Source organism: Pseudomonas sp. GW823-FHT03E05 (genome assembly GCF_058796855.1).
The window spans coordinates 1,330,028-1,351,480 of record NZ_JBXAJB010000001.1 but is presented as its reverse complement, the minus strand read 5'-3'; the positions used below and the strand labels follow the sequence as shown (position 1 = coordinate 1,351,480).

Sequence of the window (21,453 nt, the reverse complement as noted above, 5' to 3'; positions counted from 1 at the left end):
GGGCAAGCAACTCAGGCAGAGGCTATGGAACGTCGCGAGCGGGCGTTGTGCAGGCAGTAGTTGATCAGGTGCTGCTCCGGCATCGGCCGGCCGATGGCGAAACCTTGGACGACGGGGCAACCCAGGGCCTTGAGCTGCTTCATCTGCCTTGGTGTCTCCACTCCCTCGACCACCAGTGACAGGCCCAGGGTGGCGGCCAGCCGCACTGTGCTTTCCACCACACTGCGGCAGGTGGGATGGGAGTCCAGCTTGCGCACGAACGAGGCGTCCAGCTTGATCTGGTTGAACGGCAGGTCGCACAGCCGCTGCAGCGAAGAGAAGCCGCTACCATAGTCGTCCATCGATAAGCCGCAGCCCAGCACCCGCAGTTGCAGCAGGTTCTTCAGGCTGACGGCGGGCAAGTGGATGGAGCCTGTCTCGGTCAGTTCGAACATGATGCCTTCGGCCGGGCAGCGGTACTCGCGCAACAGATCGCTGACACCCTTGCTGAACCCTGGGTTGCTCAATTGCTGGGGCTCCAGGTTGAACGCCAGCTCCATGGTCACACTCAGTTCGGCGAGGATCTGCTGCAATTGCAGCCCCTGCTCGAAGAGCTGGGCAAACAGCATGTGCACCAGGCCGGCCTGGCACATCACGGGCAGAAAATGCTCCGGTGCCAGTATCCCCGCCTCGGGGTGGTCCCAGCGCGCCAGGACTTCGGCTCCGGCCAGCCTGCCATCGAGCAGTGACAGCTTGGGCTGGTAATAGGCGACGAACTCGTGGCGCCTGAGGCCCAGGAGCACTTCATCGGCACTGGGGGCGGCCAGTGGTACAGGGCTGAAAGATCCGGCGTCGGATCTGGGCGTCCCGTGTTGCGCTCGCCGCGCCGCGGGCACAGGCGCGCGGTCAAGCAAGGCGGTGCGGTTGAGGAAGGAGTTTTTCATGGCGCTCGACGATCCAATACGGTCTACCCACATTGGCGTAGCTCGATCAGACTGTCAGTCGGCGTTTTCGATGACAAATGTAGGACCGCTCCTACAATGGCAACAAGTTCAGGTAGTGTGCGTGACCCTCGCGGGTGCGGGGTGATGTTGATGAAGGACCTTTGGGGAGCATGAGATGCAACAAACAGCAGGTTTCGCCGGTTCACCCTCCCATGGTCTATAGACAATCCAGGGTCAAGCGCCTGGAGCGTGTGTCGCTGCGATTGAACCTCGGCCTGGTGATTTCCTTCCTGCTACTGGTGTTTTTCGTGAGTGCCGGTTACTGGGCGACCTACAAGGTGATGCGAGGTGAACTGGTCAAGGTCAATTACCACTTCCTGCGCCTGGTGGCCCGGGCCAACGACCATGAGACCTTTTTGCTGCGTGCCATCAAGAGCAGCGGTTCCAGCACCTACCGGCCCGAGACCGACTACCAGGGCTATATCTTCACGGAAATGCCCAAGGGTGATGTGCGCATCTACGAGGGCCTGGCGTCGCAGTACCTGACCAAGGTGTCCGTGGTCCTGCCCGAACACACCGACCGCCTGGGCCCCAGGGTCATCAACCGGCAACTGGGGCTGGCCCGGGGCCTTGCCAATGTCTACAGCGACTTCTGGATCGGTTCGTCCTTTACCGCGCCACAGATGTTCCTGTTCGACCTGGACCGTCACTTCGACATCGCCATTCCCTGGATCGAAACCCAGCCGCAGCAGGTTGGCGCTACGCAGCCCGACCTGTTGCCGGTGCTGAGCCGGGTCAAGGCGGCGATCCGCCGCGACCCACCGAAAAACAGCGATCTGATCGTGCGCTGGAGCCCCGCCGAGCCGTTCATGATGAACGGGCGCCAGGCCCTGCTGGCCTATGTCCTCGATCAGACGGCGGACGAGTACCGGGTGGCGGGGCGTGCGCCACGTGAGGTGGTGGCAGCCACCCTGCTGGAACTGAGTGAGCTCAACGATTTCGGCGAGCGGATCGACAGGCAGTTCTATGAGCGGCCGGACTTCGAGTCCATCGACCTGCTGGCCCCCGACGGGCGCTTGCTGGTGGGCGCTGCCGACAGTGATATCCGGGACTATCAGAACGGCTTGCACCTGAGCGCATCGGGGCTGCTGATCAAGCGCAGCGCCGGTACCCAGGGCACCTGGCAGGCGCTGTACCGGATCAGCTACAAGAGTCTGCTGGAGAACGGATTCTGGCCGCTGCTGAGCCTGTTGGGGCTGCTGCTGACGTGCGTCTTCGGTGGCTGGGGAGTGATCGAGTGGTATCGGCGGCGGGTGGTGGAACCGGCCGGCAGCGATTTTCGGCAATTGCTGGTTACCCATGATTTCAACCACTCCATCCTGCAGACCGTACCGCTGGCGTTGTGTGTGGTCAGGGGGCCGACGCTGCAGCCGGTAACGCATAACAGTTTGTATGGGGCCTGGCTGGGAGAAGCCACGGACCTGCGTTTGCTGATGCAGCACTGGGAAATGTTCGACCAGGGCCGGCCGATTTCTGGAGAAGGCTGCCTGGAAGTCGGACCGCGTTCCTTGTACGTGCGTTTTGCGCCCACCGACTACCAGGGTGAGGATGTGCTGCTGTGCACCTTTACCGACATCACGTCGCACCGCGAAGCCGCGGCCTCGCTGATCATGGCCCGGGACGCGGCGGATGCCGCCAACGAGCAGAAGAGCAACTTCGTCGCCACCGTCAGCCATGAGATCCGAACACCCTTGTATGGTGCCCTGGGGACCCTGGAGCTGTTGGCGATGACTGACCTGAGCGAGCGTCAGCGCGCCTACCTGCGCACCATCGACAGTTCATCGACGGTGCTGCTGCAACTGATCAGCGATGTGCTGGATGTGTCCAAGATCGAGGCCGGGCAAATGGTGCCTGAATCGGTCAGGTTCAACCCACGGGAGCTGCTGGAAGAAACCCTGCGGGGCTTTTCGGCCATGGCCGCGAGCAAGGGCCTGGCGCTGTACGCCTGCATCGACCAGCCGTTGCCGGTGGAGGTCCTGGGGGACAGCCTGCGCATCCGGCAGATCGTCGGTAACCTGATCAGCAACGCCATCAAGTTCACCGCTCACGGGCGGGTGGCGGTGCGCCTGAGCCAGGTGCAGTGCGCAACGGGCCGGGCTCGCTTGCAATGGCAGGTGGCCGATAGCGGGCCGGGCATACCCCAGGAGGTGCAGGCGCGCCTGTTCGAACGTTTCTACCAGCGGGACAACCGGCAGCCGAACATACGCGGTACCGGACTGGGCCTGCCGATCTGCGCCAGCCTCAGCCAGATGCTGGGGGGGCACCTGAGTTTCAGCAGCGAAGAGGGCCAGGGCAGCACATTCAGCTTCGCCCTCGACCTTGAACTGGCGGAGTCCGAGGAGGCCGACCCGGTGGACCTGCGCCTGCAGGGCAAGCGCGTACACCTGCGTACCCCGTTCGCCGATCTGAGCGCCAGCCTCGGCGCCTGGTTGCAGCAGCACGGGGCGCGGGTGTCGACTCAGCCCGAGGCTCTGGGCGACATGCCCGATGTCATGCTGGAGGTGATGCCTGAAGCCCTGGCCGGCCTGGACTGGGCCGGAACCAAGGTCTTTGCCCAGCACGATTTCAATCTTCAGCCTCAGGTCATAGGCAAGGACATCCTGGTCAATCAGCACAGCCTGCCGGCCATCCTCCAGGCCTTGAACATGGCGCTGACGGGGGAGGTGTGCGAGCCCGACACCACGCCCGGTGTAGCGAGCAGACAACCGCTGGGCCTGAGCGTGCTGCTGGCCGAGGACAGTCCGGTGAACCAGTTGCTGATGAAGGAACAGCTGGAAACCATCGGCTGCCTGGTGGATGTGGCCAGCAATGGCATCGAAGGCTTGCACCTGCTTGACCAGCAGGCCTACGACCTGATCCTCACCGACGTCAACATGCCGCTCATGGACGGCTATGCCTTCGCCCAGAGCGTGCGCGAACGCAACCTGGACACGCCGATCATCGGTGTCACTGCCAACGCCTTGCGCGAGGAGGGGGAGCACTGCATCCGCGTCGGGATGAACAACTGGCTGACCAAGCCGATTGATATCCAGGGGCTTTACTTGTGTCTCAAGGCGGCCATCGAGATCCCGTTGCAGCACGTGGTTGCCGACGCGGTCCAGGCAACGGGCCTACCCCAGGACGATCCGTTGCGCGTGCCCGAGCGCATGCTGGAGCTGTTCCAGCTCACCATCGGCCAGGACCTGGAGGCGCTCAAGGCCGCGCTGGCAGGGGGCGACAAGGTGCAGCTGATGGATCAGTTGCACCGCATTCGCGGTGCCCTGGCAGTGGGCAAGGCCAAGAGCCTGATCCTGGTTTGCGCCAGCCTTGAAGCCTCGGTGGGCGGCCATGGTGCCAGGCTGGATGAGGGCCAGTTGCAGCGATTCATCGAACGGGTCGAGCGGCTGATCAGCCAGCTCTGAGCGGCTAACCCGCCGGGGGTAATGCAACGGGGTAATCGTCAGCGGTTGTGCGGATTCTTACACTTCGACCCCTTGATTGTTCGACAGTGGAGACCGCAACCATGCGTATACGCGACCTTGGCATCACCCTCGGCACCGGTACCCCCGGCATCTACAACGCTATTACCGATGTGCCGGGGGTGCGTGTCGGCCATCACACCCTCAACCTGGAAACCGCCGATGCGTCGATCCATACCGGCGTCACAGTGATCGAGCCGCGGGCCGGTTCGGCCCACCTGGAGCCGTGCTTCGCCGGGGTCCATGTGCTCAATGGCAACGGCGATGCCACGGGCCTGGAGTGGATCCGCGAGGCCGGCTTGCTGGCCACACCCATTGCCTACACCAACACCCATAGCGTTGGCGTGGTGCGTGACGCCCTGGTGGCGGCCGAGCGAGAAATGGCCAGGCAACATACTTACTGGTGCATGCCGGTGGTGCTGGAAACCTACGACGGCGTGCTCAGCGATATCTGGGGCCAGCACGTGACGGCCGAACACCTCCACGCGGCCCTGAGCCAGGCCAGTTCCGGGCCGGTGGCGGAGGGCAACGTCGGAGGAGGCACCGGCATGATCTGCCACGAATTCAAGGGCGGTATCGGCACTTCTTCGCGGGTCCTGAGCCAGGAGCAGGGTGGCTGGACCGTGGGCGTCCTGGTACAGGCCAACTATGGAGTGCGCGAAGCGTTGCGGGTGGCCGGCTACCCGGTGGGCACGGTACTGGGGGACGTGGCGTCACCGTTCAAGGGCCCGACTTCGGTCGGTGAGGCCGGCATGGGTTCGATCGTGATCACCATCGCCACCGATGCGCCCCTGCTGCCACACCAGTGCACGCGCCTGGCGCAGAGGGCCAGCATCGGCCTGGCGCGGGTCGGGGGAGGCACCGAGGATTCCAGCGGAGACATCTTCCTGGCGTTTTCGGTGGGCAATCGCAACCTGCCGGTGGCCAATCACGGCCACCCCGGTGCCCCGACCAGCGCCTTGCAGATGGTCAACAACGATTACATTTCAGCGCTGTTCGTGGCGGCCGCCGATGCGGTGGAAGAGGCCATTCTCAACGCCATGCTGGCCGCTCGCGATCTGTCGGGCTGTGGCAGCCAGGCCCGTGCGCTCACTCCCGAACGCTTGCTGGCTGCCCTGGAACAGGTCGGCTGGCGACCACGGGGCCAGTGACAGGAGCAGGCACACGGGGTTGAGACTGTGCACCGGATGCTCGATTTATCTGCACAGTCTTGACGATTATTCCTTGAGTCGCTGTCTCCCACTCTTATTCCGGGGCCGCAACATCCACTCTTAGACTTCGCCGCAATTGCCCTGACATGCCTCCAACCCTCATCGGACGGGGCTGCATTGTCATCCTGCGGAGAGACCTCAGTTGTCGAGATGGAAAGGCCCCTGGCCCTTGCGCGGCCTGATCGCCCTGGTGCTGCTTGCCCCTCTGGAACAGGGCCTGGGCGCGCCGGCCCTGGGCTCGCTTGGCAATGGCTCGCGGCATCAGGACCAGCAACTGGAAGCCTTGCAGGCCCAGGCCTTGAAACCGGTGGACATGCTTGCCGAACAGGCCCCGGTGGCCGGCAGCTCGCTGCGCCTGCCGGCCGAGTCGCCCTGTGTGCTGATCCGCTCGGTGCAGTGGCAGGGCGCCGAGGCCTTTGCCTGGATGACCGCTACCTCGCCGATCATTGGCCAGTGCGTCGGCGGCAACGGCCTGGGCTTGCTGCGCCATTGGCTGGCGGAGCAACTGATACTGCGTGGCTACCTTACGACTCAAGTCGCCATTCCGGCCCAGGACCTGGCCGGCGGACGCCTGCTGATCCAAGTGATCGCCGGGCGGATCGGCACTATTGAACAGCAACCCCAGGGTATCGGTTGGGCCCGGCCGTTGTTTCCCGCCGGCCAGGGCCAACTGTTGAATGTGCGCGACCTGGACCAGGCCCTGGAAAACCTGCGGCGCCTGCCGGGGCAGGCCCTGAGTGCCTTTGACCTGATTCCGGGGACGGCCCTGGGCAGCACCGATATCGTCATCCGGCAACCCGAGGAGGTACGCCGGGTGATGGGCATGCTGACCCTGGACAACGCCGGCATCGACGCCACCGGGCGCAATCAGTTGGGGGCCATCCTGGCGATCGATTCGCCCCTGGCCCTGTATGACCAATTGCTACTGACCGCCAGTTCGGACAGCGCATTCGCCGACCACAGCCTGGGTTCCTGGTCGAGGAGCCTGGCCTGGAACCTGCCTCTGGGCTACACCGCGCTGTCCTTGGGCGCCAGTGAGTGGGGCAGCCGCCAGCAACTGTTCAAAGACGCCGACCAGCGCCTGGGGTTCATCTCCAGGACCCGACGTCTGGATGCCGGCCTCAGCCTGGTGACTTACCGCTCGGTCCACAGCCGGGGCACCTTGCAGGGGCGGTTGGTGCGTCGCCAGGACCGGGCCTGGGTCGGCAACACCGAGTTGGGCCAGCTTTACCGGGACATCACCGGCTATGAACTGAGCATGGCCCACCGGGAAAAATGCAACGCCAGCACCCTGGATTTCGAACTCGGCCTGCGCGGCAGCCTGCCCGGGATGAGCGCAGCGCCGGGGGCGGTCTACGAGGAGCAGTACTGGAACGGTCGTTACCGGATCTTCACCGGCAAGGCCGCAGTGGCCGGCGCCCTTGGCGTGGGCGCCAGCGTGCTGGGCTACCAGAGCGGTTTGTTCGTGCAGTACGCGCCGGTGCCGGTGCCGCCCACCGAGTACCTGCAGATCGGTGGCCGCTACACGGTGCGCGGCTTCGATGGCAACAGCACCCTGGCCAGCCCGGGTGGCTGGACCTGGCGCAACGAGCTGGCCGTGGCGGCAGGCTGGGGCAGCCAGTTCTACACGGCCCTGGATGCCGGCCAGGTAGTGCCCAGCGCCAGCCTGCGGTCAGGGGAGCGCACCCTGATCGGTAGCGCCGTCGGCCTGCGCGGCAGCTTCAGCGCCCTGAGCTACGACATTGCCCTGGGCCTGCCGTTGAAAAAGCCCGACGACCTCAACAGCCGTACTCCCACCCTGGATTTCTCGTTGCGTAGCCGCTTCTAGGCCATAGCGTTTCGCCAAGCGGCCTGTCTTCCAGCCCTGAACCAGGAGGTGCCACCACCGCCGAGCCTGTTACCCGCGTGCCCGCCGATTCAAGCGCACGCCTTATGCCAACAACACCACCGAGATCAATATGAAAACCAAGAATAAATCTACCCCGCACCTGCCACAGCCCGCTTTCGGGGCACAGCGCCTGGCGCTGGCCATCCTGCTGGCACTGCCGCTCCTGGAGCAGAGCGCCCTGGCCCAGCCCGGGCTGGTGGTGGACCCGTCCGCGGCGCTGCGACCGGTGCTCTCGACCAGCAACGGCACGCCGCTGGTGAACATCGTCGCTGCCAATGGTGCGGGCCTGTCCCACAACAAGTTCACCGAGTTCAACGTCGGCCAGGCCGGGCTGATACTCAACAACAGCACCACGGGTGTGCAGACCAGCCTGGGCGGCGCCATAGCCGGCAACAGCCTGCTCAATGGCCAGTCGGCAAGCGTCATTCTCAACGAGGTAACCGGGAAAATGGCCTCCCAGCTCAACGGCGTGATTGAAGTCGCCGGTGCCAATGCGCGGGTGATCGTGGCCAACCCCAACGGCATTTCCACCCAGGGCGCGGGGTTCATCAATGCCAATCGAGTGACCCTGGTGGCCGGCAACGCTGTGCTGGACGGGCAGGGTGGAGTTGCGCGCCTGCATACCGAGAATGGCCAGATCCGTATCGACGGCGCGGGCCTGGATGGTTCCGGGGCCAATGAAGTGGACCTGGTAGCCCGTACCATTCAGTTGAATGCGGCGCTGCAGGCGCAGAAGCTCAACCTGTCCGCACTCAAGGGCGATGTGAGTGCCAGCAACACCTTGTCCCTGGCCAGCTCCGGCAGCGCTGGACAGTCCGCGGTGGGGGTGATCATCAACGGTAAGGAGCAGGGCTTTACCGGCAACCAGATCATCATCAATGGCCAGGTGCAATCGGGTTCCGACTTTGCCGACAAACCCTTCAACAGCAGCCAGTTCGGCAAGGGCAACACCCAGGTGGTTTCCGGCCCGCCAGTGCCGGCGGCTGGCGTTTCAGTGCCGGAGGTGGTGGCTGAGACGGTTGTTCCCGAGGTCGCCATCGATGTGGCTCGCCTGGGCAGCATGCACGCGGACTCGATCCGCATGCTGGGCCGATCCGCCGGTGTCGGGGTCAATGTGGCGGGGCAGGTCAAGGCCCTGACCGGCAACCTCACTGTCACCGCTGATGGCAAGGTGCAGGTGGCCGCTGGTGGGGCCCTGGAAGCCGGGCAGGCACTGTCGATCACCGGCGGCCTGGACAACCAGGGCCGGGTTTCGGGTGCCCGGGTCTCGGTCAACGGCGACACGCTTCAGGGTCGACAGGGGTCGCTCGTGGCGCACGGCAGCCTGTCGCTGCAAGGCGCCCTGGAAAACCATGGCACCCTGCGCAGCGGGCAGGCGATGACTCTCAACGCCAGCAAGGTATTCAACGACAATCTGATCCACAGCGGCGCTTCGCTGACTGCCTACGGCGCCCTGGAGAATCACGGCACCCTGCGCAGCGAGCAGTCCATGACCCTCAACAACAGCACGCTGTTCAACGATAAGGTGATTCACAGTGGCGCCTCCCTGACGCTCCTGGGCAGCCGCCTGGACAACACTGCCAGCGGCACCATCACCAGTCGCGGCAGGCTCACCAACTGGGTCGGCAGCCAGCGCAATCAAGGGGTACTGGGGGGCGGTCATGCCGAGCCTCCACGCCAGTCCGGCGCAGCGGCGACTCCCGTCTCCAGCGTGGCGCTCAAGCCAGCTCCTGCCGTGCTTTCGGCCTATGGCCATGGCTCCTACGGCTACGCACAGGTCCAGTGGACAGCTCCGAGCTACGTCTGGACCGGGCTCTCGGAAATGGCCTACCAGGCGCCGGGGCGAGGTAACTACCTGCGCTTCTAATGCCTGAAACTGCGGGGGGCGGGGCGCTGGCCGCTGCGCCCCCACGGCCTGGCATCAGGCGTCCTGGGCCTGGAGGAACAGGGCAAACAGCTCGGACTGGGACTTGATCCCCAGCTTGCTGTACATGTGCTTGCGGTGAACCTTGACCGTCTCGGCGGAAATCCCCAGCTTGCGCGCAATCTCCTTGTTCGAGCAGCCACTGAGCAACCACTGGCCCACATCCAACTCCCGCGCCGAAAGGGGCGAACTCAACTGGGCAGTGGCCTGTTCCAGGCGGCTCTGCCAGTTGGGCGCGCTGGGCGTCGTGGCTTGGGGCTCGGACTCGAAATGCAGGCGCTGGCGCATCAGCGCCGCGATCCAGGGTTGCACCAGGCTCAGCAGGGCAGTCTGCTCAGGGCTGAAACGCGACTGGCTGCCGAGCGACAGGCTGAGGGTACGCTCGCCGTCCAGCAGGATATTGATGTGCACCTCGTCGGTCAGCACGTTCAGGCAGAAATAGCGCTGGTAGTAATCGGTCTGCTCGAAGCATTCCGGGGCCACGTCCTGCAGGCGAAACAGGCCACTGCGCGGATGTTCCCTGGCGTGGATGTAGAACGGATCCAGCAGGTACAGCCCCTTGAGATAGTCCTGGAACAGGGAGTCGGCTTCGCCGTCCGTTGCCGGGGATTCGGCCAGTAACCGGGGCCGGCCGCCGCTGAAGACCAGCACCACCCAATTGTCCACCGGCACATAGTGCTGCAGCAGGCGCACCAGGGCGCTCCAGAAATTGTCCCGGTCCAGGGTCTCGATAACGCGGCCCACGGCATCGTGCCAGGCCACGTCCTGCAAGGTCAGGCGCGTTTCACTACCCATTGAGGGGTACCCCATCGAAGTGATTTTTTGCCGCGTCGCGGCGCTCCATACTCGGCCCGTCCCCGGCACCTGCGGTCGCAAGCCCCGGGTGTCGCCAACGAGTGCAAGGATTAGAAATGAACATTGAACTGGTACAACTGGCAGGCCGTGACGGCGACACCGCTTATAACCTGGACCGGGTGCTCGAAGCCATTGCAACCTGCGCAGGCGACACCGATCTGCTGGTGTTCCCCGAAACTTGCCTGACCGGCTTCCTCAGCGCCGTACAGTTGGCCGAGTGCGCTGAAACCCTGGACGGGCCCAGTGTCCAGGCGGTGCTGCAGCAGGTCCGTGAGCGTCAGGTCGCGGTGGTCATCGGCCTGGCCGAGCGGGCCGGGGAGCATTACTACAACAGCTCACTGCTGCTGACCCCCGAGGGCATCGCCTTGCATTACCGCAAGACCCACCTATGGCCCTCGGAGCGCGGTGCGTTCTGCCCCGGCGACCGTTTCACCACGGTGCTGTGGAAGGGGCTGCGGGTCGGCATCCTGATCTGCTACGACATCGAGTTGCCGGAAACGGCCCGGGCCCTGGCACAACTGGGGGCCGAACTGATCATCGTCACCAACGGCAACATGGACCCCTACGGCCCGGTGCACCGCACTGCGATCATGGCTCGAGCCCAGGAAAATCAGCTGTTCGCGGTCATGGTCAACCGGGTGGGCGAGGGCGATGACGGCCTGGTCTTCGCCGGGGGCAGCGCTGCCATCGACCCGTTCGGGCAGGTGCTGTGGGAAGCCGGGCGCGAGGCGTGCCAGCAGCGCGTGAGCCTCGACCTGCACCAGCTCAAGGCCTCGCGCCGCGACTACCACTACCTCAGCGACCGCCGTCTGCCCCTACCCGGTGAACAGGTGGAGCACCCGGACGGGCGCCGCCAGCTGCTGATTCCCTGATTCCTGCCCATTGCTCTGATTCCTGCCACAACAATCCCAAAAACAGCAGGCGCGGCCACCTTCCCCATGGAGCAGGGGCCGACGCTATGGAGCTTGACGATGAAAACCCTTCACTGCGTTCCCCTGGCCCTGGCCTTGAATTTCTGCCTGGCCTTTACCGCCAGCGCCGAACCCAAGGTGCACATCTACAACTGGTACGACTTCATTGCCCCCGAGACCACCAAGGACTTCCAGGCACAGACCTCCGTCGCCGTGACCTACGACGTGTTCGACAACGGTGACGTGATGCAGAGCAAGCTCATGGCCGGCCGCAGCGGCTACGACGTGGTAGTGGCCACCGGCGACCTGCTGCCGAACCTGATCAAGGCAGGGGTGCTCAAGGAACTGGACCGCAGCCAGTTGCCCAACTGGTCCAACCTGGACCCGCAGATCCTGGCCAAGGTGCAGGGCAACGACCCGGGCAATCGCTATGCCGTACCCTACCTGTGGGGCACCACGGGCATTGGCTACGACGCAGACAAGGTCCGGGCGATCCTCGGGCCGGACGCCCCGGTGGATTCCTGGGACCTGATCTTCAAGGAGCAGAACCTCGCCCGGCTCAGCCAGTGCGGTGTGGCCATGCTCGATGCCCCAGGCGAGATCGTCCCCATTGCCCTGCATTACCTGGGGTTGCCCTACAACAGCCAGAACCCCGAGGACTACCGCAAGGCCGAGGCCCTGCTGCTGAAGCTGCGCCCCTATGTGCGCTATTTCGATTCCTCGAAGTTCATCACCGACCTGGCCAATGGCAATGTCTGCGTGGTAGTGGGCTGGGCCGGCGGTGTGCTTGACGCCAAGAGCGCATCGGAGGCCGCCGGCAACGGCCGCCAGATCGAGTACCGGATTCCCCGCGAGGGTGCCCCGATCTGGGTGGAGAGCCTGGTGTTGCTCAACGACGCACCCAACCCGCAGCAGGGCTTGCAGTTCATCGACTACATGCTGCGCCCCCAGGTGATCGCCGCGACCACCCGCTACCTGAAGTACCCCAATGGCAACCTGGCGGCCAAGGCGCTGGTGGAGCAGCAGATCCGTGACAACCCCAGCGTCTACCCGAGCGCTGCGGTGCTCGACACTCTGTTCCCCCTGGAACCGCTGCCGTTGAAACTGGAGCGGGTGCGTACCCGGGTCTGGAGCAAGGTCAAGAGCGGTAGCTAGTCCCGAGTGGCAACAGCGGCGGCGCTGGTTGTCCCTGGCGCTCGCCAGCCGCCCCCCAGCGCCTTGTACAGCGCGACCACATTCACATAGGACGCGGTATCCGCCTGGGCCAGGGCATCCTCGGCCTGCAGCCGGCTGGCCTGGGCCTGCAGCGCCAGCAGGTAGGGCGCCGCACCTGCTGTGTAGCGCACCTGGGCCAGGGTGGCGGCCCGGCTACTTTGCCGGGCGGCTTCCAGCAGATCCCCCAGGCGTTGCTGGGACTGGCTGTAGGTGGTCAGGGCGCTCTCGGCTTCCGCCACCGCCAGCAGCACCACCTGCTCGTAACGAGCCTGGGCACCTTGGCTGCGGGCCTCGGCCTGGCGTTGCCGGGCCTTGACACTAGCCAGGTGCAGGGCCGGCCAGCTGATGCCGGGGGTGAAGCTGAAGGCCCGGCTGCTGCCGGCGCCCAGGTCCGCGCCGCGGATGGCCACGAAGCCGAGGAAGCCCCCCAGGTCCACCCGGGGATACAACTCGGCGGTCACCGCACCGATGTCGGCGCTGGAGGCGGCAAAGTCGCGCTCGGCACTGGCGATGTCCGGGCGCTGACGCAGCAGATCGGCGAGGTTGCCGATCGGCAGGCGGGTCGCAAGCGGTACCAGGGCATCCTGACGATCCAGGGCTTTCAGCTCGCCGGGCTGGGCGGCCACCAGCACCGCCAGGCGATAGCGGGCCAGTTGGCTGCGGGTGTACAGGGGCGCCAGGGAGGCCTGCTGGCGTGCCCGCTCGGCCCGTGCACTGGCCAACTCGTCTTCGGCGCCACGCCCGGCTGCGACCATGGCGGCCACCACCTGCTCCATGTGCGTCTGGTTATCCAGGGCTGCCCGGGCCACCTCCAGCTGGCGTTGCGCACCGCGCATCTCGAAGTAATTGCGCGCTACTTCGGCCGCTACCACTATCCGCGCCTGGGCCAGATCGGCCACGGCGGCTTGATCACGGGCGGCCGCAGCTTGGGACAGGCGCTGCAAGCGGCCGAACAGGTCTATCTCCCATTGGGCGTCAAACCCCACCCGGTAGCTCTTGGCCAGGTTGCGTTCGCCGGCGGGCCCTGGATTGTCCTGGGCCAGGCTGCGGGAGTAACCACCGCCGGCGGTCACGGTCGGCAAGCGGTCGAGCTGGCGCTGGTCCAGCTCGGCGCGCGCTTCCAGCAACCGGGCCTGGGCCTGGTGAATGTCCCGGTTGCGACTCAGGGCCTGGTCCATCAACTGGTCCAGTTGCGGGTCCTGGAATTGCCGCCACCAGTCGCGCTGCAATTGCTCGCTGGAGTACAGCGCCGGGTCCGGTTGCTGGGACAGATGCAGCGGCGTCGCAACCTGTGGCTGATAATCGGGGCCCAGGGTGCAGCCACCCAGCCCCAGTGACAGCAGCAGCCAGTACAGTGGCTGCCGCGGGTTGATTGCAAAGTGACGCATGAGTTGCTCCTTAGACCCGAGGGGCCATGGCGGGGGCTGCGGCATCCAGGGATGCCAGTTCGCGCGCCCGGGGAGTGTTAGCCGCGCTGCGATGGTCCACGGCAATGATCGAGTACATGGTGGGCAGCACCAGCAGGGTGAACAGCGTGCCCACCAGCATGCCCACCACAATCACCAGCCCCAGGTCATGGCGGCTGTGGGCGCCAGCACCGCTGGCGAACAGCAGGGGGACCAGCCCGGCGACCATGGCCGCGGTGGTCATCAGGATCGGCCGCAGGCGCATCTTCGCCGACTTCACTATCGCCTCATGGCGGTCCAGGCCTTCCTTGACCTGCAGCTCATTGGCGAACTCCACCATGAGGATCCCATGCTTGCTGATCAGGCCCACCAAGGTGACCAGCCCGATCTGGGTGTAGATGTTGATGGTGGACAGCCCCAGCGCCAGGGGAATCAGGGCGCCGAAGATCGACAGCGGAACACTGATCAGGATGATCAGCGGGTCCCGCAGGCTTTCGTATTGGGCTGCCAATACCAGGTAGATGACGATGATCGCGAACACGAAGGCCATGATCAGCGCCCCCCCTTCCTGCTGATACTGGCGGGCGTCCGAGAGCCAGTCATAGGTGAAGCCCGGCGGCAGGTTGCGTGCCTGCTGTTCGAGGAAGCCCACGGCATCGCCCATGGCCACTCCCGGTGCGGGAATCGCCTGGAAGACCGCCGAGTTGAGCTGGTCGAACTGAGTCAACTGGTTGGGTTCCACCCCGGTGGACAGGGTTACCAGATTGCCCAGCGGAACCTGGCCGCCGCTGGCGCTGGTGACGTAGAAACGCGCCAGGGCCTCGGGAGACAGGCGCTCATTGCGCAGGCTCTGGGGGATTACATCGTAGGAGCGGCCCTGCATGCCGAAGCGGTTGACGTAGTTTTCGCCCACCAGCACCGCCAGGGTGTCGCCGATGTCCTTCATGGTGACCCCGAGGCTGTTGGCCTTGGCCCGGTCGATGCGGATCCTGATCACCGAGTTGTTGTAGTCCAGGTCGCTGTCCACCACCATGAACAGGCCGCTTTTGCGCGCGGCGTCCTTCAGCTCCTGCATGGCCTCGTAGACCAGCCGGTAGTCGCCGGCACTCTTGATTACCATCTGCACCGGCAGGCCGCCGGTGGAGCCGGGCAGCGAGGGCAACTGGAAGGCGAAGACATTGCTGCCCTCGATGTCATTGGCGCGATTCTGCATGTCCACCTGGATCTGGTCGGCGTTGCGCTGGCGTTGCTCCCAGTCGACGAAGTTGACCCCGCCAATACTGTTGGAGACACCGTTGATGCCGTTGATCAGCCACAGGTTGCTCTGCTCGGGCAGGGTCACCATCACCTGGTTCCACTTCTCGCCGAATTTCTCTACATAGTCGATGTTGGCGTTCTGCGGCGACTTGATGGCCGTCAGCACCGTGGACTGGTCTTCCACCGGTGCCAGTTCGCGCCGGGCCTGGTTGTACAGCAACGGCACGCTGACCAGGACCAGCAGGGCAATGACGCAGATCACCCGGCGATGTTCCAGGGACATGCTCAGCACCCGGCCATAGGCCGCCCCCAGGCGTGCGAAGCCGCGTTCGGCCTGGCGCGCCATCCAGCCTTCGTTCATCTGGCTATCGAGCAGGAACGAGCTCATGACCGGGGACAGCGTCAAGGCGATGATCCCAGAGACCACCACGGAACCGGCGAGGGTGAAGGCGAACTCCTTGAACAGCGACCCGGTAAGGCCGCCCATCAGGCCGATGGGGGCATAGACCGCGGCCAGGGTCAGGGTCATGGCGATCACCGGCGCGGCGACCTCCCGGGCGCCGATCAGGGCGGCGAGGGCCGGGGACTTGCCTTCTTCGATATGCCGGTGGACGTTCTCCACCACGATGATCGCGTCATCGACCACCAGGCCGATGGCCAGAACCATGGCCAGCAGGGTCAGCAAGTTGATACTGAAGCCAAATAGCGCCATGAAGGCCGCGGCGCCGAGCATCGACAGCGGGATGGTGATGACCGGGATGAGCACCGCCCGCACCGAACCCAGGCTGAGGAAGATGACCAGCACCACGATCACTATCGCTTCGATCAGGGTACCGGAGACTTCATCGATGGAGGCGCTGATGAAGCGGGCCAGCTCGAAGGGCACCGCTACCTTCACGTCCGGTGGCAGGTTGGCGCGGATCCCCGGCAGCAGCTCGTTGAGCTTGTCGACTATCACCAAAGGGTTGGCGTTGGGGGCGGCATTCAAACCGAAGTACACCGCATTGACCCCATCCATGAGGGCACTGGTATCCGTCGCGGCCGCGCCCAGTTCCACCGTGGCAACGTCTTCCAGGCGCACCAGGCCGGCAGGGGTGCTCTTGACCACCAACTGGCGAAACTCGGCGACATTCACCAGGTCGGTATCGACCTGGATGTCGGACACCACATACAGCCCCTTGGCCTGGCCCGGCGCGGCCTGCACGTTGTTGTCGCGCAGGGCCCGGGCCACCTCGCCGGCGGACACACCGTGGGCGGCCAGGCGGCTGGCGTCGAGCCAGATGCGCATGGCCATTTTCTGCCCGCCGTTTAAGTCGATGCTGCCCACACCCTCGATGGACGACAGCTGTGGCTGCACCACCCGGGTCACGTAGTCGGACAGCGCCGCGGTGGACAGGGTCGGGCTGGAAAAGCCGACATAGGCCACGGCCGTGGCTTCCCCGGAGGACTTCACGATCACCGGGTCGTAGGCCTCGGCGGGCAGCCGGTACTTGACCTCGTTGACCTTGGCCATCACCTGGGTCATGGCCTTGTTCGAGTCGGCATTGAGCTTCATGCGCACTGCGATCACGCTGCGGCCTTGGGTCGAGGTGGAGGTCATGTAGTCGACGTCCTCCACCGTGGCCACCGACTGGGCGATGGCCTGGGTGACAAAGCCCTGCATCAATTGCGGCGAGGCGCCGGGATACTGGGTGGTGATGGTCAGGGTCGAGCTTTCGGTCAGCGGGTACTGGCGGATCGGCAGCTTGTCGATGGCCAGCCACCCCATCAGCAGAATCAGGGTGCTGACCACCAGCGCCAGTACCGGGCGCCGGACGAATAAATCAGTGAAGGTCATGATGGGATCCTTGGTGTTTCACTGGGCCCGGGCGGCGGTAGCCGGGGCATCGAGGGCCAGGCTGTCCTGGTTGGCTATCTGCACGGGGGCGCCGTTCTGCAGGCGCAACTGGCCCGAGGTCACTACCCGGTCTCCCGGCTGGACGCCTTCTTGCAGGACGACGCGGCCATCCAGGCGCTCGCCGGTCTTGACGTACGCCTGGCGCACGCTGAGGGCGCTGTCATCAGTGCCTTGCACCACGTAGACAAAGTCGCCGTAGGCGCTGTAGCTGACGGCTGTTTCCGGGACACTCATGCGCGGCGGGCCCGGCGGCAGTGCCACCTGGCCATGGACATACATGCCCGGGGTCAGCAGGTGGTCGGGGTTGGCCACTACGGCCTGCACCAGTACGGTCCGGGTGCCAGGATCGATGCGCGGCTCCAGGGTGCCGACCCGGCCCTTGAACGAGCGCTGGGGATAGGCGTCCACCGCCACGGCCATGTCCTGCCCTGTGGCCAGTGCGGCCAGGGAGCGCTCGGGCAGGGTGATGTTGGCGTACAGGGTGCGTGCGTCGGTCAGGGACACCACAGGTTCACCGGCTTGCAGGTATTGGCCGAGGTTGACCTTGCGCACGCCGAGTACGCCGTCGAACGGCGCCTTTATGCGCTTTTGCTCGATCAGGGCCTTGACCCGGCGGATGTCCCCCAGCACCTGCTGATAGGCCCAGTGAGCCTGGTCCAACTGCTCCTGGGTGGCGGCCTGTTGCGGCAGCAGCGTGCGGGTACGCTGCAATTGTGCCTGGGCATTGCTGGCCTGGGCCTGGAGCCGCGCCAGTTCGCCCAGTTGCGGCTCGGCGTTCAATTGCACCAGCACCTGGCCGGCGTGCACCCGGTCTCCGGGGGCGAAGGCGATGGCGCTGATCAGGCCGCTGGTCTCGGCGCTGACCATGACTTGCCGGGTGGCTTCCAGCTCGCCGATACCGCTCAGTACGTTGGGCACATTGCCGAGCATTACCTGGGCAACGGCCACTTTGGTGGCCGGGCGCGAGCTATTGCCGGCGTCCGAACCTGAGGGAGCGGGGGCATACAGCACCTTGCAGGCGACCGCGAGCATTGCCAGCGCTACGGCAGCGCCAGCGGAGAATTTGAGTTTTCTATTCATGATCCTGACTACTGATAAGTGAATGACAGGGGGCGACGGACGATGGGCTCGTGCGTCGGTGTTAAAGCCTTGCTGGGGAAAACCTGATTCGGTACGCCATCAGCAACAGACCGGTCCCCAGAAGCAGAAACAGCATCAGGGCACCGTGCACGGCCGGGGCCATGCCCGTTGCGTCCACCAGCAGCCCCAGGGGCACGGGGACGGCGTTGAACAGGTAGACCGTCATGTAGAAGTAGGCGATGAGCTTGCCGTGGCCCTTGCCCTTGGCCAGCTGATTGATCAGCCGCGCGCTGCCGACGAATATCGCGCCATAGGCATAGCCGCCGATGATCAGGGCCGGCACCGCCAGCAGCAGCGACGCCTGGAAAAAGGCCAGTAGCAACACCGCGAAGGCCAGGCATTGGCTCAGCAGGCCGCTCAGAAGGGCACGCCGGGCGTCCAGGCGCTGGCAGAACAACTGGCTGGCCCCGGCGATCAGCAGGTAAGCCGAAATGCTGTAGCCGAATACCCCGCGATCACCCAGGCCCAGTAGCTGCTCGGCGGCCCCGGGGCCGATGACGAACACGCAGGCGGCAAACGACCAACTGAAGAACACCGACCAGGCGCAAAGATGGAAGGGCATGCCAATGCCCTTGAGGCTTTGCAGCAATCCCGGGGCCTTGGCCTGCATAGCATCCGGTGTGGCGTTGGCGACCTGTACCGATGTGGGCCAGCCGCCCAGTACGCCGCAGGTGGCGACGAGGGTCAGGCCCATGATCAGCCAGAAGGGCAGTGCCATGGGGTAGAGGTCCAGTTGCAGGGCGGCACCGCTGAGCAACGGGCCCAGGGCCAGGCCCATGACCATCGCCAGGGTGGCCAGCAGCGCCGCCAGCTTGCCGTGGTCGGCAGGGCCGAAGCGCACCAAGGCGACGTTGACTCCGGCGGTCATGGCTCCCGAGCCGATACCGGCAATCAGGCGCCCGGCACCCAGTTGCCAGGGCGCCTCGCCCCGGGAAAACAACCAGGCACCGCAGAACACCAGGGCTGCCGCGGGCACCAGCAACTTGCGCAGATCTTGCAGGCGGCCGGCAAGCCCGCCCAGGGTCAGCAGCGACAGCAGTACGCCGACGCCATAGACGCCGAAGATCAGCGTCAACTGCACCGAGCTCAATTGCAGTTGCTGCTTGTAGAAGGGGTAGAGCGGCGTCGGCACGCTGCTGTTGATCAGGGACACCATCAATGACAGCGCCAGAAACAGCAGGAGCAGCCGCGATGGAGCTTTATTGCAGGCGTGCGGATTCGCGGACATGACTTATCCAGGCCAATGACTGTGGGGGCATGGCAGTTGAGGTTGTTGGAAGGGGCGAAGAGAGCACCGGCGCCCTACAGCGCAGTGACAGGCACGTTGTCGCGCAGGCAGTCACTCAAGGGGGGTGCAGGGGCTCTCGGGCTTTGTGAATCGAGTGGCGCCGGCAGTACCGGCGTCGCTCAAATCCTGAAGCAAATGATAGCGATTGAGCCGATCACTACCATGCTTGAAACCCCAGAGTTCATCTTGCTGCGTCCAATGGGGGGGACGGCGCAGGGGCCAGGCAGGAGGGCAGACGTGCAGCGCGGTGAGCCGCCCGCTCAGCCCGGCGGCAGCAAGCGCAGCGGATCCACCGGCACGCCGTTGGCGCGGATCTCGAAGTAAAGCTGGGCGCGGTCGGTGTCCTGGGAACCGGCTTCGGCGATCTTCTGGCCCTTGATCACCATCTGCCCTTCCTTGACCAGCAGCCGGCTGTTGTAGGCGTAGGTGCTGGTGTAGGAGGGGCCGTGCTGGAGAATCATCAGGTTGCCGTAACCGCGCATGTAGCCGGCGAACGCCACCTTGCCGCCCAGGGTGGCGTGGATCGGCTGGCCCTGGGTGGTGGCGATGCGGATGCCCTGGTTGAGCTTGCCGGTGGGGGAGAAGCGCCCGATCAGCACTCCGCGCAACGGCCAGCTCCAGCCCTTGAGAGTGACCTTGGGCATGGGGGCAGGGGCCGGGGGCGCTGTTCGGCCCTTGCTGGCGGTGGTTCGCGACTTGCTGCTGACCACCCGGGTGGTCCTGGCCGCGCCGCCTACCCGCAGCACCTGGCCGACCTCCACGGTATAAGGCGCCTTGAGGCCGTTGAGCCGCGCCACCTCCTTCCAGTTGGTGCCGTTGCGGCTGGCAATGGAATACAGCGTGTCGCCGCGCTTGACCCGGTACTCGCCGGCCTTGAGGGGGCCGGAGTTGGAAGGGCTGGAGCTGCAGGCTGACAGGGTCAGGAGCAATGCGATGAAAAGCAATCTTGCGAACACGCGACATCCACTATGTCTTGACGGGGCCAAGGGGCCCGAAACTTCGGCGTTAGCCAGGCCGATAAAGCCGGCAACTATACCTGTTTGCCGATGAAGAGGCGCGTTATAGACCGCTGCCACAGCGGTTAAATTCAATCCGGATGTCACAGGACGCTGATCTTTCCTGCGCCATGAACGCCCACGGCAATCTTTGTGAACCCTCGTCGCCTGCACCGCACTAAGGCAGTACAGACCGGGAGGAATCTTATGCAAGTGCAATACCTGTTGATCGTACTGGCCGTGATCGTGCTGCTGGCCGAGATCTGGGCCATCAGAAGCCTGCTGCGCAGCGGTGCGCGGGCAGAAAACAAGGGGCTGTGGATCGTGGTGATCATCTTCGTTCCGCTGCTGGGGCTGTTGCTCTGGCTGATGGTCGGCCCCAAGGCCCTGAACCGGGACGCGCCGGCCGAGCGCGGCAGAAGCTGAAAACGGGGGGCAAACCCGCTGAAGGGTTGAACACGACATGCCAAGAATTCTTACATCCCATGTGGACGAAGCCGAGCTCACCGAGCACAACGCCAAGATGTTCGGCTCGCCCAAGGAACGGCTGGACTTCTATCGCCGGGAGATCCAATACGAAACCAGCATCCTGGCCAACCGCACCGATGCCTACCTGACGGCCCAGGCATTCCTGGTAATCGCCTTCGCTTCGTGCATGGCCAATCTCAATCCGGAATGGGGCAAGCTGTTTACCCTGTCCGTGCCGCCTTTCCTGGCGTTGCTGGGGATCCTCAGCTCTCTCAATGCCTGGCCTGGCATCAGGGCCGCCTACGAGATCATCGATCACTGGCATTTCAAGCAGAGTCACCTGCTGCACAGCGAACCGGTGATGGGCCTGGCCTATGACGAATCGCCGCTGTTCTGCGAAAGCGAGTCGAGCCACAAGGGCTATCGCAAGTCGTTGCTGTTTTCCATGCGTTCGCCCTGGTTGTTCGCGGCTTTCTGGCTGCTGCTGGGGATTTGGGCGGTGTATATCCAGGTGACCAATCCGGGCTCCTGAGGGCGCAGGCTCGCTGCCTGCGCTG

The 21,453-nt window shown here is 64.8% G+C and carries 15 protein-coding genes; 8 read left to right on the top strand and 7 right to left on the bottom strand.

Annotated elements, in window-relative coordinates:
• Nucleotides 1-11: 11 nt before the first annotated feature.
• Entirely contained in the window at nt 12-923 is a 912-nt protein-coding gene (locus AC1RCO_RS05945; RefSeq protein ID WP_185043282.1) for an EAL domain-containing protein, read from the bottom strand.
• 212 nt (nt 924-1,135) lie between these two features.
• Between AC1RCO_RS05945 and AC1RCO_RS05940 the strand changes: the two genes are divergently transcribed.
• From AC1RCO_RS05940 to AC1RCO_RS05925, 4 genes are all read left to right on the top strand, one after another.
• Nucleotides 1,136-4,384, top strand: coding sequence for an ATP-binding protein (locus AC1RCO_RS05940; RefSeq protein WP_492617506.1), 3,249 nt, complete (start codon nt 1,136-1,138; stop codon nt 4,382-4,384).
• A 101-nt stretch (nt 4,385-4,485) separates the two neighbouring features.
• Nucleotides 4,486-5,592 (top strand): DmpA family aminopeptidase, encoded by a 1,107-nt coding sequence (locus tag AC1RCO_RS05935; RefSeq protein ID WP_492617505.1) that lies wholly within the window; start codon nt 4,486-4,488, stop codon nt 5,590-5,592.
• A 202-nt stretch (nt 5,593-5,794) separates the two neighbouring features.
• Entirely contained in the window at nt 5,795-7,480 is a 1,686-nt protein-coding gene (locus tag AC1RCO_RS05930) for a ShlB/FhaC/HecB family hemolysin secretion/activation protein (RefSeq protein WP_492617504.1), read from the top strand.
• A gap of 130 nt (nt 7,481-7,610) precedes the next feature.
• Nucleotides 7,611-9,407 (top strand): two-partner secretion domain-containing protein, encoded by a 1,797-nt coding sequence (locus AC1RCO_RS05925; protein ID WP_492617503.1) that lies wholly within the window; start codon nt 7,611-7,613, stop codon nt 9,405-9,407.
• Between the two features lie 54 nt (nt 9,408-9,461).
• Here AC1RCO_RS05925 and AC1RCO_RS05920 read toward each other — a convergent pair whose 3' ends face one another.
• Complete coding sequence (locus AC1RCO_RS05920; RefSeq protein WP_065364034.1) at nt 9,462-10,259, bottom strand: LuxR C-terminal-related transcriptional regulator; 798 nt, start codon at nt 10,257-10,259, stop codon at nt 9,462-9,464.
• 116 nt (nt 10,260-10,375) lie between these two features.
• Between AC1RCO_RS05920 and AC1RCO_RS05915 the strand changes: the two genes are divergently transcribed.
• A complete protein-coding gene (locus AC1RCO_RS05915; protein WP_492617502.1) occupies nt 10,376-11,191 on the top strand; it encodes a carbon-nitrogen hydrolase family protein in 816 nt (271 codons plus the stop codon).
• A gap of 99 nt (nt 11,192-11,290) precedes the next feature.
• Nucleotides 11,291-12,385, top strand: a complete 1,095-nt coding sequence (locus AC1RCO_RS05910) for a polyamine ABC transporter substrate-binding protein (RefSeq protein WP_492617501.1) — start codon at nt 11,291-11,293, stop codon at nt 12,383-12,385.
• Here AC1RCO_RS05910 and AC1RCO_RS05905 read toward each other — a convergent pair.
• The 5 genes from AC1RCO_RS05905 to AC1RCO_RS05885 all read right to left on the bottom strand — a co-directional run bounded on the left by AC1RCO_RS05905 (nt 12,382) and on the right by AC1RCO_RS05885 (nt 20,389).
• Nucleotides 12,382-13,833 (bottom strand): efflux transporter outer membrane subunit, encoded by a 1,452-nt coding sequence (locus AC1RCO_RS05905; protein WP_492617500.1) that lies wholly within the window; start codon nt 13,831-13,833, stop codon nt 12,382-12,384. The two genes, AC1RCO_RS05910 and AC1RCO_RS05905, sit on opposite strands and share 4 nt — an antisense overlap.
• Nucleotides 13,834-13,843: 10 nt before the next feature.
• The gene (locus AC1RCO_RS05900; RefSeq protein WP_077934111.1) at nt 13,844-16,945 is read right to left on the bottom strand and encodes a MexW/MexI family multidrug efflux RND transporter permease subunit; all 3,102 of its coding nucleotides are present in this window, start codon (nt 16,943-16,945) and stop codon (nt 13,844-13,846) included.
• Nucleotides 16,946-16,963: 18 nt separating this feature from the next.
• Complete coding sequence (locus AC1RCO_RS05895) at nt 16,964-18,085, bottom strand: efflux RND transporter periplasmic adaptor subunit (protein ID WP_065364039.1); 1,122 nt, start codon at nt 18,083-18,085, stop codon at nt 16,964-16,966.
• 61 nt (nt 18,086-18,146) lie between these two features.
• The gene (locus tag AC1RCO_RS05890; protein ID WP_065364040.1) at nt 18,147-19,373 is read right to left on the bottom strand and encodes an MFS transporter; all 1,227 of its coding nucleotides are present in this window, start codon (nt 19,371-19,373) and stop codon (nt 18,147-18,149) included.
• A gap of 320 nt (nt 19,374-19,693) precedes the next feature.
• On the bottom strand, nt 19,694-20,389 hold the full coding sequence (locus AC1RCO_RS05885) for a peptidoglycan DD-metalloendopeptidase family protein (protein ID WP_026020258.1): 696 nt from the start codon (nt 20,387-20,389) through the stop codon (nt 19,694-19,696).
• Between the two features lie 246 nt (nt 20,390-20,635).
• On the opposite strand from AC1RCO_RS05885, the gene AC1RCO_RS05880 reads away from it, so the two are divergent.
• A complete protein-coding gene (locus AC1RCO_RS05880; RefSeq protein ID WP_015635581.1) occupies nt 20,636-20,854 on the top strand; it encodes a PLDc N-terminal domain-containing protein in 219 nt (72 codons plus the stop codon).
• A 37-nt stretch (nt 20,855-20,891) separates the two neighbouring features.
• Nucleotides 20,892-21,428 (top strand): hypothetical protein, encoded by a 537-nt coding sequence (locus AC1RCO_RS05875; RefSeq protein WP_011061248.1) that lies wholly within the window; start codon nt 20,892-20,894, stop codon nt 21,426-21,428.
• Nucleotides 21,429-21,453 lie beyond the last annotated feature (25 nt).

What these genes read in the sequence shown, in the direction of transcription:
- AC1RCO_RS05940 (WP_492617506.1), top strand. Translation starts at nt 1,136, where the DNA reads ATGGTCTATAGACAATCCAGGGTCAAGCGCCTGGAGCGTGTGTCGCTG.
- AC1RCO_RS05915 (WP_492617502.1), top strand. Translation starts at nt 10,376, where the DNA reads ATGAACATTGAACTGGTACAACTGGCAGGCCGTGACGGCGACACCGCT.
- AC1RCO_RS05945 (WP_185043282.1), bottom strand. Translation starts at nt 923, where the DNA reads ATGAAAAACTCCTTCCTCAACCGCACCGCCTTGCTTGACCGCGCGCCT.
- AC1RCO_RS05890 (WP_065364040.1), bottom strand. Translation starts at nt 19,373, where the DNA reads ATGTCCGCGAATCCGCACGCCTGCAATAAAGCTCCATCGCGGCTGCTC.
- AC1RCO_RS05895 (WP_065364039.1), bottom strand. Translation starts at nt 18,085, where the DNA reads ATGAATAGAAAACTCAAATTCTCCGCTGGCGCTGCCGTAGCGCTGGCA.
- AC1RCO_RS05880 (WP_015635581.1), top strand. Translation starts at nt 20,636, where the DNA reads ATGCAAGTGCAATACCTGTTGATCGTACTGGCCGTGATCGTGCTGCTG.
- AC1RCO_RS05875 (WP_011061248.1), top strand. Translation starts at nt 20,892, where the DNA reads ATGCCAAGAATTCTTACATCCCATGTGGACGAAGCCGAGCTCACCGAG.
- AC1RCO_RS05910 (WP_492617501.1), top strand. Translation starts at nt 11,291, where the DNA reads ATGAAAACCCTTCACTGCGTTCCCCTGGCCCTGGCCTTGAATTTCTGC.
- AC1RCO_RS05925 (WP_492617503.1), top strand. Translation starts at nt 7,611, where the DNA reads ATGAAAACCAAGAATAAATCTACCCCGCACCTGCCACAGCCCGCTTTC.
- AC1RCO_RS05905 (WP_492617500.1), bottom strand. Translation starts at nt 13,833, where the DNA reads ATGCGTCACTTTGCAATCAACCCGCGGCAGCCACTGTACTGGCTGCTG.
- AC1RCO_RS05935 (WP_492617505.1), top strand. Translation starts at nt 4,486, where the DNA reads ATGCGTATACGCGACCTTGGCATCACCCTCGGCACCGGTACCCCCGGC.
- AC1RCO_RS05900 (WP_077934111.1), bottom strand. Translation starts at nt 16,945, where the DNA reads ATGACCTTCACTGATTTATTCGTCCGGCGCCCGGTACTGGCGCTGGTG.
- AC1RCO_RS05920 (WP_065364034.1), bottom strand. Translation starts at nt 10,259, where the DNA reads ATGGGTAGTGAAACGCGCCTGACCTTGCAGGACGTGGCCTGGCACGAT.